The sequence below is a fragment of the Polynucleobacter meluiroseus genome, assembly GCF_900205755.1.
Taxonomy (GTDB): domain Bacteria; phylum Pseudomonadota; class Gammaproteobacteria; order Burkholderiales; family Burkholderiaceae; genus Polynucleobacter; species Polynucleobacter meluiroseus.
Map to the genome: position 1 here is coordinate 122,917 of NZ_OANS01000001.1, position 12,928 is coordinate 135,844.

Genomic DNA, 12,928 nt, shown 5'->3' on the forward strand with positions numbered 1-12,928 from the left:
TGCTAGCGGTTCGCTCATACTATAAGTATTTGATTTAGCTGAATAATTCTGCTGAATATTGCTTGGCAGTGAAAGGCACCAAGTCCTCAATTCCCTCACCTTTGCCTAAAGCAAAAACGGCTGGTTTTGAACTGTTTTGAAAGGTTTGGGCTAGGGCGCAAATAACGCCCCCTTTGGCAGTGCCATCTAATTTCGTCACGATTAAGCCAGTCAGCCCTAAAGCCTCATGAAAGGCCTTCACCTGACTTAAGCCGTTTTGACCTGTATTGCCATCTAATACGAGCAAAGTCTGGTGAGGCGCGCCAGGAAGGGCCTTAGCAATCACTCGCTTCACCTTCTTCAGCTCTTCCATTAGATGATCTTGGGTGGCTAGTCTGCCAGCAGTGTCAATAATAAGAATATCGCTCTTGCGCGAGATTGCAGAATGAATGGCGTCGTGCGCCACAGCCGCGGTATCTCCGCCATCTTGGGTAATTACGTCCACTTGGTTGCGCAATCCCCATTCTTGCAGTTGATGGCGGGCTGCAGCACGAAAGGTATCGCCGGCAGCCAATAGAACGGATTTACCTTGAGACTGAAATAAGTTGCAGATTTTGCCAATAGTGGTGGTCTTGCCGGCGCCATTCACTCCAATAACAAGCCACACCTCAGGAATGGTCTTTTGATCATGCATGTAAAGTGGATTGGGTGTGGGTTCTAATACTTCCAGTAAAGAAGATACCTCTTGAATTAAGAGTGCCTGAAGGGCTTCTGCATTCGGCACTTTTTCTGATTTGGCTGCTTTACGCAATTTGGTGATCAGTTGCTCGGTTGTACGAAGGCCTACATCGCTCAAAATGAGTGATTCTTCTAAGGCATCAAACCAAGCTTCATCAGCACGCTGAGAATGAAATAGAGATCCAAGGGTTTTACGTAGGCCAAACATAATCGATACAATTTACTCCATGCCTGTGGGCAACTTCTTATAGGGATACGGTGATCTTACAGATGTCTGCTACTTTGCTACGAATTTGCTTGTTTTTGATGCTGTGCTCACAGCTCGCTTGGGCCGGAACGGACACTAAGGTCGATACCCAGGAGTACTTACTTCCTAACGGCCTGAAGTTAATTGTGCGAGAGGATCATCGCGCCCCCACCGTTGCCAGCATGATTTGGTACCGCGCGGGCTCAATGGATGAGTTCAATGGACGCACTGGTGTGGCCCACGTTTTAGAGCACATGATGTTTAAAGGCACTGACAAAGTTAAAACGGGAGAATTCTCCAAGCAGGTGGCGGCAATGGGTGGACGAGAGAATGCGTTTACCTCGCGTGACTACACTGCTTTTTTCCAACAGGTTGAGCGGTCGAAGCTGAATGCGGTGCTCGAACTAGAAGCAGACCGCATGGCTCATCTCAATTTTGATGATGCAGAATTCTTAAAAGAGATTCAGGTGGTGATGGAAGAGCGCCGCTTGCGCACAGAAGACAATCCTAGCAGTCTGTTGCATGAATCCTTGATGGCAAGTGCATTTATGAGTTCACCCTATCGTCACCCTGTCATTGGCTGGATGAATGATCTTGAGAATATGAAAGCAGAAGATGCGCGCAATTGGTACCGCAGTTGGTATGCTCCCAATAACGCCACTGTGGTTATTAGTGGCGACGTTCAAGCAGAGGAAGTGTTCCGTAGTGTTGAAAAATATTTCGGCCCTCTGTCTGCGCATGCATTGCCTGAGCGTAAACCACAAATAGAGCCAACCCAAAAAGGGATGAAGCAGGTCTTAGTTAAAGCACCCGCTGATAGTACGCAGCTCACCATGGCATGGAAGGTACCCAAATTGGAAGCGGGTCAATTGGAGGACTACGAGCCTTATGCGCTGGAATTGTTGGGGGCGGTGTTGGATGGTTATGACAACGCCCGCTTAAATCGTAACTTAGTGAAGCAAGAGCGGGTAGTTGATAGTGTTGGCGTTGACTACGACATGATCTCTCGAGGTCCTGCCTTATTCACGGTGAGTGTCAGTCTAGCTAAAGGCAAAACAGTTGCACAGGCTCAGGCAAGTATTCAGAAAGCTTTGAAGGAAGTGGCGGATCAAGGCGTCTTGGACTCTGAATTAAAGCGCATCAAGGTACGCATTCTTTCTGGGCAAATTTATAAGCGGGACTCTATATTTGGGCAGGCAATGGAAATTGGTACGACTGAAATGTCGGGATTTTCTTGGCGTGACATCGATCCCATTTTGGAGAGAATGCAAACCATTACCCCGGAGCAAGTTCAAGCAGTGGCAAAAAAATATTTAGTGGATGACAGGCTGACCATTGGTGTGCTCGATCCCCAAGCGCGTAAAACCAGCACTTCTGAAAAGGTGGGTAAATGAATCAGCCGCTTAAATCCGCTGCTATAGCGACCATTCTTTTTATTGGGGTTATGTCTGGCGCTAATGCCATCTTACCGATTGAGCAGCTTGACTCCTTCAAGGGCGCAAAGGCCTATTTGGTTCAGACCAAAGCGCTGCCAATGGTAGATATCGAAGTGAGTGTTGATGCTGGCGACCGATACGACACCAGCACTAAGAGTGGCTTAGCCACCATGACAGCGCAATTAATGAAATACGGTACCCGCTCAGACAAGGCGACTTTGACCGAGGCGCAGATTGCCGATGAGATTGCTGATCTAGGCGCCAATATCAGTTTCTCTGTCACTGGTGAACGTGCAATCCTGCGGATACGTAGTTTGAGTAGAAAAGATTTGCGAGAGCGTGCAGTAAGGTTGGCCGCAACCATGTTGAGTAGCCCTAACTACGATGCCAAAATATTGGCCCGCGAAAAGCAAAGAATGACCGCCGCTTTATTGGAGGCTGAAACCAAGCCAGAGGCAGTGCTCGAACGGAATTTCAGAAAATCTGTCTACGGCAATTATCCTTTGGCCCTCTCACCTACGGTGCAATCCGTAGCCAATGTGAGTGTGTCCGATTTAAAGCAATTTCATCAACAGTTTTATCGGGGTGATCGCATGATAGTCAGCATGGTCGGTGACTTGAGTGCTGCGGAAGCCACTGAAATTGTGCATACCTTATTACAAAATATTCCGCAGATTGCCTCAGGCATTCCGCAGCTGCCTGAGTTTGAGCGTTCACCGGTAGAGCCCTTAAGTCAAAGAGAGATACAGATTCCTTTTGATTCTCAGCAAGTGCACATTGCGATGGGTATGACGGCAATCACGCGCAACAACCCAGATTACTTCCCCTTAATTGTTGGTAATTATGTCCTAGGTGGAGGTGGCTTTGTATCGCGTCTCATGGCTGAAGTACGAGAGAAGCGTGGGCTTGCCTACAGCGTATTTAGCTACTTTGCACCCGGCAAAGAGGTTGGTATCTTTGAGGCGGGACTGCAAACTAAAAATGATCAGGCGACTTTAGCACTCGAAATCATGAACACCACGATTGCGAAATTCATTGCAGATGGTCCGACCTCCGCAGAGCTTACTGCAGCCAAATCAAACCTCATGAACGGGTACCCCTTAAGAATTGATAACAATCGTAAATTGCTGGATAACGTATCTGCGATCGCTTGGTACGATTTACCTCTCGACACAATGGAAACATGGACCAGTAAAGTGGAGTCAGTAACTCAGGAGCAGGTCAAGGCTGCATTTCAGCAGTATCTTGCAATCGATCGTATGAAAATTGTGCTTGTGGGGGCGAAAAATAATTAAGCCTTCAAAATCTATCAGTGGCGCAAGTGCTAAGCAGTTGAAAGAGCCTCCAAAAAAGGTACGCATTATTGGAGGTATTTGGCGCAGTCGTTTGCTCAGCGTATTGGATTTGCCAGGCTTGCGCCCAAGCACAGACCGGATTCGTGAAACCTTATTTAATTGGCTTGGACAAGACTTAAGGGGACTGAGCTGCCTCGATTTATTTGCTGGGACTGGGGCTTTGGGTTTTGAGGCGGCGTCACGTCACGCCCAATCCGTTACCCTGCTGGAAAAAAATAAGAAGGCGCATGCCCATCTTTTAAATAGTTTTGCCGCCTTGCAATCCACGCCGGCCCCTGGGCAAGTGCACATCCTGCATCAGGATAGCGTGGCTTTTTTAAAGCAGCAAGCGGATTACTCTAGCAACCTTATCTTTGTTGATCCGCCTTTTCAGGAGGAAGATTTGCTTGAGCGCGCACTGACTGAGGCAGGACGCATCTGCGATGACCGTGCTGGCGGGGGCATTTATGTCGAATTTCCGGCTAATCGCCTTCTTGAGGATGTGGAAGCCTTATTGCCTGAGTGGTATTGCACTAAATACCTAGAGGCGGGTCAGGTAAAAGCTTGTCTCTTTCGTTCGAGAAGAGACTAAACTCTTACCTACCGCTTTTGATGCTATAGGAGAGTTATGACTGTTGCCGTATACCCTGGAACATTTGATCCGTTTACTCGTGGTCATGAAGACTTGGTGCGCCGCGCCTCAAGTATTTTTGGCGAGCTCATTATTGGAGTGGCGGATAGCCGAAATAAACACCCCTTCTTTACTTTGGAAGAGCGTATTGAAATTGCCCAAGAAGTGCTGGGACATTATTCCAATGTGAAGATTGTTGGCTTTTCAGGCTTGTTGAAGGATTTTGCTAGAGAACACAATGCCCGGGTAATCGTGCGCGGTCTCAGAGCCGTTTCAGATTTTGAATATGAATTCCAGATGGCAGGCATGAATCGTTACCTCTTGCCCGATGTAGAAACCTTGTTCTTGACCCCTTCCGATCAGTATCAATTTATCTCCGGCACCTTTGTGCGTGAGATTGCCTTTATGGGTGGGGATGTAAGTAAATTCGTTTTTCCTTCGGTAGAAAAGTGGTTGGCTAAGAAAACTGCTGACCTGAAATTACCTAAAGAGTAGGCTTCAGACTAATCCCATGGCCTTAATGATCACCGACGAATGTATCAATTGCGACGTATGTGAACCCGAGTGCCCGAATGATGCGATTTACATGGGGTTAGAGATTTATGAAATTAATCCCAATAAATGCACAGAGTGTGTCGGTCACTTTGATGCCCCGCAATGCCGTCAAGTTTGTCCGGTGGATTGCATTCCCTTAAATCCACAGTTTCCTGAAAACCAAATGCAATTGATGGCGAAATACCACTTACTCACTGCTGCACTCAAAAGCGAAACAGTAAAAGAAGTTACTGAATAAAGTAGAGCTAGTTAATGCACTTTGGAGTGAAGCTCAAGCATCGCTGCCTGGCTATCACCCTTTAAAAACAAGGGCAATATTTTTAAACCACTTTCAATGCTCGCAACAATTTGTGACTGCTCGGCTTTTAGGGGTCTGCGCAAGACGTAATCAGCCACCTCCATGGCTCGGCCGTCACCAGCCAGATCACGCGGGTGGCCGATACCTAAGCGCAGCCGCCAGTAGTCAGGGGTACCCAAATGGGCTTGTATATCCTTAAGACCATTGTGACCGCCGGTGCCGCCACCTAGCTTAATACGGGCGGTGCCAGGCTTGAGGTCAAGTTCATCCTGAATCACCAAAATATCTTTTGGCGCAATGTGATGAAAGCGGGCAAGTGCACCTACTGCCTGCCCACTGAGATTCATATATGTGTTTGGCTTGAGCAAAAAGAGGTCTTCACCTTCCCACTTCGCCTTTGCCACCTTGCCACTAAAGCGCTTTTCAGATTCAAAACGGGCGCCTAGTTCTTTGGCGAGGGCGTCCACAAACCAGAAGCCCGCATTGTGCCGATCTTCTAGATGCTCTTCGCCCGGATTGCCGAGGCCAACAATTAATTTAGTCATGATTAAGGCTCAAGGATAAGAGTATTTGCGCAAAAAAGAAAACCCGCCGATAAGCGGGTCTTCTCGAATACAAACTACAAGACTGCTAAATCATTTAGCCTTATCTTTTGCAGCTTCAGCAGGAGCGGCAGCCGCAGGCGCTGCCTCAGTATCCGCAGCCTTGACTGTTGGGATACGTGCATTAGCCAATACTGGATTCTCTTGCTCGATGTGCAATACCAAGCTCACACCTTTTGGCAAAGTGAGATCCTTAGCATGAATACCATGACCTACTTCAATGGCGCCTAAGTCCACTTCAATGAACTCTGGCAAGTCTGCTGGTAAGCAAGACACTTCCAATTCGGTAGCAATATGGCTTACGAGGGCGCCTTGCAACTTCACGGCAGCAGAGTTCTCTGCATTGGTAAAGTGCAATGGCACGCGCATATGGACTTTCTCAGACGCGGATACGCGCTGAAAGTCAATGTGCAAAACCAATGGTTTAAATGGATGCATCTGGTAGTCGCGGAGCAACACTTTTTGTGCTTTACCGGCGATTTCTAGATCAAGGATGGATGAGTGGAATGCTTCCTTGCGGAGAGCATGAAACAGTGCGTTGTGATCCAACTCAATCGCTACGGCCGCTTCTTTGCTACCGTAGATAATTCCCGGAGTTTTACCGGAGTTGCGCAGACGGCGGCTCGCACCCGTTCCCTGTACGCTTCTTTCAAAGGCTACTACTTTCATATTGAATTCCCAAAATTAAGGTTAATTTCCGTTCGCGACCAAACAGAAAAGCCTTTGATTATATCTTGGGATTGCCAATCACAGCCTACAAAAGATCTAAAAATTAGCAAAAACTAGGCAAAACGAACTATTTTGGCCTTATTCAGCAAAAAGGGACATCACTGAGTCGCCCTTGCTAATGCGAGAAAGGGTCTCCGCCAAAATGGGAGCAACGGTTAATTGCCGAATTTTAGATACCTGCATCGCTTCTGGGGTCAGCGGGATGGTATCGGTTACCACTAATTCGTCTAATTGTGAGGCGGCGATTCTGGCAACGGCTCCGCCGGAGAGTACGGCATGGGTACAGTAAGCAGTAACGGCCTTAGCGCCACGCGCTTTAAGCGCTTCAGCAGCCTTACAGAGCGTTCCACCCGTATCAATGATGTCATCCATGATGACGCAATGCCGGCCTTCCACTTCGCCGATGAGATGCATGACTTCAGAAACATTTGCTTTAGGGCGGCGCTTATCAATAATCGCCAAATCCGTGCCTAACTGTTTTGCCATGGCACGAGCGCGTACGACCCCACCAATATCTGGAGAAACAATAATGAGGTCTTTCTGGGTTTTTTGGGCCTCTAGATCGGCCAGCAAAACGGGGGACGCGTAAATGTTATCTACTGGGATATCAAAAAAGCCCTGAATTTGGTCCGCATGAAGGTCCATCGTCAATACCCGCTCAATGCCAGCGACCGATTGAAGCATGTTCGCAACAATTCTGGCGGAGATCGCAACCCGGGCCGAGCGTGGCCGACGATCTTGTCTAGCGTATCCAAAGTAAGGGATCACTGCGGTTATGCGCCCCGCCGATGCTCGTTTTAGCGCATCAATCATGATCATGAGTTCCATCAAATTGTCATTGGTAGGCGCGCAGGTCGACTGGATGACAACGATATTCTTACCCCGAACATTCTCTTGAATCTCTACTTGAATTTCTCCATCGGAGAAGCGCCCTACAAAGGCTTTGCCCATGGGGAGATTGAGTTCTTTGGCAACAGCTTGGGCCAAAACTGGATTTGCATTGCCAGTAAATAGGGTAAGCGGTTCAGGATTCATGGGGTATTTGGATTAGATAGGGAGTTAAATTGGTCATTTATTCTCATCCAAAGTATTTGGCAGGGGAAGAAGGATTCGAACCTTCGCATGCTGGAATCAAAATCCAGTGCCTTAACCAGCTTGGCGATTCCCCTACAGCTTACTCTGAAGAGATCAAATTGTAAGCGGGATTTTTATTTAGCCCCCCAACAACTCGTCCCACCCATCCTTTTGGAAGATTTTGCAAATGATTTTCTAGGTTCGCGAGGTCTGTCTTAGGGTCTAAGGCAGTAAATACGCTACTTCCGGAACCAGACATGCGCGGCGTTGAACCCGGTAATGTCTGACTAATCCAATCTAATGCATGCTTCACTTCAGGACATATGCGCACCGCAACTGTTTGACAATCATTCGTCTGATTTAATAGTGGCGATGCAACAAAGCCATCTATTGTAATCGGAGCGCGATCCCGGGTCAATTCCGGGTCTTGAAAAATCAAAGCAGTGGCAATCGCCTGATTGGGAAAAATCACCAAAAAGTTCTGTAATTCCAGAGAGATAGCCTGCATTTTCTCTCCAATACCTTCAACAAATGCATTGCTACCAAAAATGAAAAAAGGTACATCAGCACCCAGACTTAAGCCCAATCTGCATAGGGTAGCCTGATCCAAGTTGAGATGCCAAAGCTGATTTAAGCCAATGAGAGTGGCGGCCGCATCTGAAGAGCCCCCACCAAGTCCGGCACCCATCGGTATGTTTTTCTGCAGGCGGATTTCAACACCGGTGCGGACACCGCAATACGCTTTAATTAGTTGGGCAGCCCGCACCACGAGATCACTTTCTGCAGGCACGCCAGGAATAGGATCGATCCGCCGAATTTCATTTTCAGGAATGAGTTTAAGGTTAAGTACATCGCACCAATCGATGAGTTGGAAGGCTGACTGGAGTAAGTGATAGCCGTCAGCGCGACGCCCAACAATGTGTAGAAATAGGTTTAACTTGGCTGGGGTATGCAGCTCCAGAGTGTGTCCAACGTCAGTCATTCGGATTATCAAAGACTAGGCGAATGTCGATAGTGCCGATGTTTGAACTGCGGGTCATCGTCAGTTTTTCCAGGCGATTGGTGGCATTCCAGAGGTATTGCAGAATCCAACCGTCTTGCGTAATTTGGTTTACCTGACCCTCTGAATTTCTTTCGATGCTCGCGGTGCTTCCAGGACGCGCTTGACCCCTTAGCCAATCAGATAAACCCCTTGCTGGCAGCGGTAACCCCAGAGTATTTTGTATCAAGGTGTCCGCGTCTACTGCTGTGGTGATTTTTCCGTCACGCTCTAGTGAGGCGCTACTTGGCTTAATAGTGATTTTTGCCACCGAGCCACCCATTGGGTTACGGATTTCCAGGACATCTACTAAGGCAGCTTGAGTCAAGGTAAAGCCACCAGAACCGCCTTGATTTTTACTTTCTGTGACACCTGTTACTCTGACAGCAAAACGGCCATCCCAATTGCCGCTAGGAGCTTCGTTTGTTTGGCCCCAAGCAGGTTTTAAGCGTTGGATAGTGGCTTCTAGCGTCACATTATTCGCATCCAGTTTTTGACCTTCACGCCATACCGCTTCAGCCTCTTGTGCTTGACCCATGGCCCAAAGGACCTCTCCCAAGTGGGCCGCAATATCTGCTTCGGGTTTTTGCTTGTAGGCTTGACGCAATTGGGTTTGAGCTAAAGCGTTATTGCCCATGCGGAAATTGACCCAACCTAAGCTATCCAGGATAAAACTGTCATTCGGCGAAAGTAGATGAGCCTTACTAATGAGCTGAAATGCTTCAGGCAAGTTTTTATTACGATCTGCTAATGAGTAACCCAAGGCATTGAGTGCGTTTGGATCATTTGGGTGGGTCAGCAGGATGGTGCGCAAGGTTTTTTCCATTACTTGGAAATAACCCATTTTTTCTGCAGCCATGGCATAGGTATAGAGTATTCCAGGATCTTTTGGCGGGGGCTTGATTGCGGAAACAATGGCATAAAAAGCACGTAAGGCTTCTGTTTCATCATTGGCATTGGCAAGCAGGCCTTGAATTTGCTTTAGCGTAGCCGTGCGTTGCACGGGGGTTTCTTGATTCAGCAAATTAATCGCTGGCTCCACCGCTTCTGACCAGCGTTGATTAATCAGTAATAAGGTAACAAGCACTTCTTTCGGCTTAGTGTCAGATGTCCCAGCTAAGCTTGACCATGTTTGGGCTGCCTCAAGTGCTAAATTAGGAGAGTTCGCTGTGATGGCAATTTCCATCGCACGCTGCGCTAAGCGGGGATCGTTGAGCTCGCGCGCTAGTTCCAGATACGTTCCATAAGCTAGGCCAGCCTCACCGCGCTGCATCGCAATTTCTGAAGCTAATATTCCAAAAACTGCTTCGCCTGTTTCTAAACTATTTGTTTTGGCGCTCACGCTCGATAATCCAACTCCTAACCAAATAGTGGTCAATAGGACTCGAAACAAGTACCGAAGTGCATTTCTGTTCATAAGCGTATTCTAATCTCTGAATCTACAATCCATTTATGCCTGAACTACCAGAAGTAGAAGTCACTCGCCTCGGAATCCAGCCTCACTTGCAGGGGCGGAAAATGACCGCAGTTAAAGTACTCGATGGGCGCTTGCGTTGGCCGGTGCCAAACCATCTGGCCAGCACACTGCCTAGTCAGACGGTACATAAGGTAGAGCGCCGTGGCAAATATCTGCTAATAGAAATGGATACGGGCTACTTGGTCATCCATTTGGGCATGACCGGCACCCTGCGCGTCTTACCCAGTTCAGATCCTCTCAAAGTGCATGACCGCGTCACCTTTGAGTTTGGAGAGCTCAGCCTGCGTCTACACGACCCCAGAAAGTTTGGTGCGGTATTGTGGCACCCTAAATCTAAGGGACCTATAGAAAATTTCGTATTGTTACAAAAATTAGGAGTAGAGCCTTTTTCTCCAGCCTTTGCCGACGACCTCGGGGCTGAGGTTTTATATCGCGCGTCTCGTAAGCGCAGTATTTCCGTGAAGCAATTCTTATTAGCTGGGCAGGCGGTAGTGGGCGTAGGTAATATCTATTGTTCAGAAAGCTTATTTGAGGCGGGCATTCATCCCGCAAAAGCAGCAGGTAAGTTAACTCGCCCGCAGTGCATCCGCTTAGCTAATGCGGTAAGAATGATTCTGAAAAAAGCGATTGATGCTGGCGGTAGTTCACTCAAAGACTTCGTGAATAGCCATGGTGAGCCTGGACATTTTATGATTCTTACCAAAGTCTATGATCGTAAAGATGAAGCCTGCCGGGTCTGCAAAACACCCATTAAACAAATAGTCCAAGGCCAACGCTCCACTTATTTTTGCCCAGTATGTCAAAAACGCTAATAGCGAGTTTTGCCCAAAAACTCCTGGTCTGGCATCAGGCACATGGCCGAGAAGGATTGCCGTGGCAAGGAATTAAAGATCCTTATGCAGTGTGGATTTCTGAAATCATGTTGCAACAAACCCAAGTAGCCACGGTATTAGAGCGGTACCCTCGCTTCATGGCGCGCTTTCCAACGGTAAAGCAATTGGCCCTAGCCCCTATCGATGCTGTTTTAGCTGAGTGGGCTGGTTTAGGTTATTACTCGCGAGCGCGTAATCTCCATGCTTGCGCCAAGCAGGTAATGGAGCAATTTAGCGGAACCTTTCCTAGTGACCCGCGATTACTCGAAAGTCTTAAAGGGATTGGCCGATCTACCGCGGGCGCGATTGCCGCGTTTGCTTTTCATGAGCGTGCGCCGATCTTAGATGCGAATGTCAAGCGTGTACTGGCACGTCTTTTTGCAATTGAGGGCGCCATAGAAGAGAAGAAGGTGAACGATCTCCTATGGGGCTTGGCGCAAGAATTGCTACCAACAGATTCAGAGAGGATGCCGGTTTATACCCAAGCTTTAATGGACTTTGGAGCGACTTGGTGTACTTCACGCAAACCAGTTTGTTTAAGTGATGCTTATGTTTGTACCTTCGCAAAACAATGCCAAGCAAACTTAAGCAACCAAGTCCTAATGCTTCCCCAAAAGAAAGTGAAAGCAAAGTCGCCCGAGTTTGATGCTGACCTGCTATTGATGCGTCATCAAAATGCCGTGTTACTGCAGAGACGACCTGAGAAGGCCATTTGGGGAGGCCTATGGTCTTTGCCAGAATCACCTTGGCGAGCGAAAGCAAACAAAGTAGATCAAGAGATCCAGGGACACTTTTTTTCACCCGAAGAAATCCTAAAACTTACGCTACCAAATGAAAATGCGGAACTTGGTCACAAGGATTACCAGCAAGTGATTCTCGGAGAGCGTATTAAGCATGTCTTTACGCATCGGCGTTTATGGATGCAAATCTGGCATATGAATAGCGCAAAAGCAGTGCAATTTACTGATGAAAACTTAAGATGGGTGTCACTGCATCAATTGGGGCAATATGGCTTGCCACAACCTATTAAGTTGTTGTTGCAGGGATTGAATCCAGTTCGCGATGACGAATGAGGAAGTTAATCTGTAGGTCATTCAACGCTTGATGACCGATGAAATACTGACTAATCTGATTCACCAAATAGACCGAACGGTGCTGACCACCGGTGCATCCAATTGCTACAGTTAAATAGCTACGACCATCGGCAATGTAGTGCGGCAGCCATTTGTCAATAAAACCAATAATGTCTTGCTCCATTCCGATGACTTCAGGAATGTTTCTTAAAAACTCTTGAACTGGTAAGTCATTTCCTGTGAGGGGCCTCAGTAGTTTGTCGTAATGGGGGTTAGGCAGGCAACGAACGTCAAATACTAAGTCAGCGTCGCTGGGCAAGCCCCTTTTAAAGCCAAAGGATTCAAAAATCACAGCTAAGCCAAGCGCCTGACCCATTAATAAATCTTGAATCCAAGAGCGCAAGGTGTGCGCAGGAATATTGCTGGTATCAATGCTGTGAGCTTGACTGCGTAATGGTTCCAGAAGGCTGCGCTCGGTTTCAATCGCTTCGGTTAGGGTGACAGATTGGGATTGTTCATCACGCGTAGAGAGGGGATGACGTCGCCGAGTTTCTGAAAAGCGCTGAATCAGCGTATTGGAATCTGCGTTTAAAAAAATAATGCGCACCTCATGATGAAGCCGCAGATTTTCTAAAATCTGGGGTAACTCTGCCAGTGACTTACCGCGACGCGCATCAATTGCAACGGCCACTTTTTCACTTTTTTCAAGCGCAAGGGTGTTGATCAGGCTTTCTAGCAAAGCGACGGGGAGATTGTCGACGCAGTCATAACCTGCATCCTCAAAAGCGCGCAGAGCAACCGATTTACCTGAGCCGGATATACCGGTAATCAGATTAATTTGCAT

The 12,928-nt window shown here is 47.7% G+C and carries 14 protein-coding genes and 1 tRNA gene; 7 read left to right on the forward strand and 8 right to left on the reverse strand.

Annotated elements, in window-relative coordinates:
• Window positions 1-34: 34 nt before the first annotated feature.
• Window positions 35-925: a signal recognition particle-docking protein FtsY gene (ftsY, locus tag CP950_RS00700; RefSeq protein WP_096671945.1), complete on the reverse strand. Its 891-nt coding sequence runs from the start codon at window positions 923-925 to the stop codon at window positions 35-37.
• A gap of 62 nt (window positions 926-987) precedes the next feature.
• On the opposite strand from ftsY, the gene CP950_RS00705 reads away from it, so the two are divergent.
• From CP950_RS00705 to CP950_RS00725, 5 genes are read left to right on the forward strand one after another with little or no spacing between them, the layout of a single operon-like run.
• Window positions 988-2,358: a M16 family metallopeptidase gene (locus CP950_RS00705; protein WP_096671946.1), complete on the forward strand. Its 1,371-nt coding sequence runs from the start codon at window positions 988-990 to the stop codon at window positions 2,356-2,358.
• Window positions 2,355-3,695 carry a M16 family metallopeptidase gene (locus CP950_RS00710; RefSeq protein ID WP_096671947.1) on the forward strand — a complete coding sequence of 447 codons (1,341 nt, stop codon included), beginning with the start codon at window positions 2,355-2,357 and terminating at the stop codon, window positions 3,693-3,695. Before CP950_RS00705 ends, CP950_RS00710 begins: the two co-directional genes overlap by 4 nt.
• Window positions 3,696-3,732: 37 nt before the next feature.
• Window positions 3,733-4,326, forward strand: coding sequence for a 16S rRNA (guanine(966)-N(2))-methyltransferase RsmD (rsmD, locus tag CP950_RS00715; protein ID WP_096672386.1), 594 nt, complete (start codon window positions 3,733-3,735; stop codon window positions 4,324-4,326).
• A 36-nt stretch (window positions 4,327-4,362) separates the two neighbouring features.
• Window positions 4,363-4,860 (forward strand): pantetheine-phosphate adenylyltransferase, encoded by a 498-nt coding sequence (gene coaD / locus CP950_RS00720; RefSeq protein ID WP_096671948.1) that lies wholly within the window; start codon window positions 4,363-4,365, stop codon window positions 4,858-4,860.
• Between the two features lie 16 nt (window positions 4,861-4,876).
• Window positions 4,877-5,158, forward strand: coding sequence for a YfhL family 4Fe-4S dicluster ferredoxin (locus CP950_RS00725; protein WP_096671949.1), 282 nt, complete (start codon window positions 4,877-4,879; stop codon window positions 5,156-5,158).
• A gap of 11 nt (window positions 5,159-5,169) precedes the next feature.
• Here the strand turns inward: CP950_RS00725 and pth are convergent, their stop codons facing one another.
• The 6 genes from pth to CP950_RS00755 all read right to left on the reverse strand — a co-directional run bounded on the left by pth (window position 5,170) and on the right by CP950_RS00755 (window position 10,004).
• Window positions 5,170-5,763 (reverse strand): aminoacyl-tRNA hydrolase, encoded by a 594-nt coding sequence (gene pth / locus CP950_RS00730; RefSeq protein ID WP_096671950.1) that lies wholly within the window; start codon window positions 5,761-5,763, stop codon window positions 5,170-5,172.
• Window positions 5,764-5,853: 90 nt separating this feature from the next.
• Entirely contained in the window at window positions 5,854-6,489 is a 636-nt protein-coding gene (locus CP950_RS00735; RefSeq protein WP_096671951.1) for a 50S ribosomal protein L25/general stress protein Ctc, read from the reverse strand.
• Window positions 6,490-6,627: 138 nt separating this feature from the next.
• Window positions 6,628-7,584, reverse strand: a complete 957-nt coding sequence (locus tag CP950_RS00740; RefSeq protein WP_096671952.1) for a ribose-phosphate pyrophosphokinase — start codon at window positions 7,582-7,584, stop codon at window positions 6,628-6,630.
• Window positions 7,585-7,641: 57 nt separating this feature from the next.
• Window positions 7,642-7,718, reverse strand: a tRNA-Gln gene (locus tag CP950_RS00745).
• A gap of 5 nt (window positions 7,719-7,723) precedes the next feature.
• Window positions 7,724-8,605, reverse strand: coding sequence for a 4-(cytidine 5'-diphospho)-2-C-methyl-D-erythritol kinase (gene ispE / locus CP950_RS00750; protein WP_096671953.1), 882 nt, complete (start codon window positions 8,603-8,605; stop codon window positions 7,724-7,726).
• Complete coding sequence (locus tag CP950_RS00755; RefSeq protein WP_243391874.1) at window positions 8,598-10,004, reverse strand: lipoprotein insertase outer membrane protein LolB; 1,407 nt, start codon at window positions 10,002-10,004, stop codon at window positions 8,598-8,600. Before CP950_RS00755 ends, ispE begins: the two co-directional genes overlap by 8 nt.
• 110 nt (window positions 10,005-10,114) lie before the next feature.
• Here CP950_RS00755 and mutM point away from each other — a divergent pair, with 110 nt between their 5' ends.
• Together mutM and mutY are read left to right on the forward strand one after the other, a co-directional pair.
• The gene (gene mutM / locus CP950_RS00760; RefSeq protein ID WP_096671955.1) at window positions 10,115-10,951 is read left to right on the forward strand and encodes a bifunctional DNA-formamidopyrimidine glycosylase/DNA-(apurinic or apyrimidinic site) lyase; all 837 of its coding nucleotides are present in this window, start codon (window positions 10,115-10,117) and stop codon (window positions 10,949-10,951) included.
• Complete coding sequence (gene mutY / locus CP950_RS00765; protein ID WP_096671956.1) at window positions 10,936-12,084, forward strand: A/G-specific adenine glycosylase; 1,149 nt, start codon at window positions 10,936-10,938, stop codon at window positions 12,082-12,084. Before mutM ends, mutY begins: the two co-directional genes overlap by 16 nt.
• Here mutY and rapZ read toward each other — a convergent pair.
• Window positions 12,038-12,928 (reverse strand): RNase adapter RapZ, encoded by an 891-nt coding sequence (gene rapZ, locus CP950_RS00770; protein ID WP_096671957.1) that lies wholly within the window; start codon window positions 12,926-12,928, stop codon window positions 12,038-12,040. The two genes, mutY and rapZ, sit on opposite strands and share 47 nt — an antisense overlap.

Coding starts and splice junctions, on each gene's coding strand:
- rapZ (WP_096671957.1), bottom strand. CDS start 12,928: ATGCAAATTAATCTGATTACCGGTATATCCGGCTCAGGTAAATCGGTT.
- ftsY (WP_096671945.1), bottom strand. CDS start 925: ATGTTTGGCCTACGTAAAACCCTTGGATCTCTATTTCATTCTCAGCGT.
- mutY (WP_096671956.1), top strand. CDS start 10,936: ATGTCAAAAACGCTAATAGCGAGTTTTGCCCAAAAACTCCTGGTCTGG.
- mutM (WP_096671955.1), top strand. CDS start 10,115: ATGCCTGAACTACCAGAAGTAGAAGTCACTCGCCTCGGAATCCAGCCT.
- CP950_RS00735 (WP_096671951.1), bottom strand. CDS start 6,489: ATGAAAGTAGTAGCCTTTGAAAGAAGCGTACAGGGAACGGGTGCGAGC.
- CP950_RS00705 (WP_096671946.1), top strand. CDS start 988: ATGTCTGCTACTTTGCTACGAATTTGCTTGTTTTTGATGCTGTGCTCA.
- ispE (WP_096671953.1), bottom strand. CDS start 8,605: ATGACTGACGTTGGACACACTCTGGAGCTGCATACCCCAGCCAAGTTA.
- coaD (WP_096671948.1), top strand. CDS start 4,363: ATGACTGTTGCCGTATACCCTGGAACATTTGATCCGTTTACTCGTGGT.
- CP950_RS00740 (WP_096671952.1), bottom strand. CDS start 7,584: ATGAATCCTGAACCGCTTACCCTATTTACTGGCAATGCAAATCCAGTT.
- CP950_RS00725 (WP_096671949.1), top strand. CDS start 4,877: ATGGCCTTAATGATCACCGACGAATGTATCAATTGCGACGTATGTGAA.
- CP950_RS00710 (WP_096671947.1), top strand. CDS start 2,355: ATGAATCAGCCGCTTAAATCCGCTGCTATAGCGACCATTCTTTTTATT.
- pth (WP_096671950.1), bottom strand. CDS start 5,763: ATGACTAAATTAATTGTTGGCCTCGGCAATCCGGGCGAAGAGCATCTA.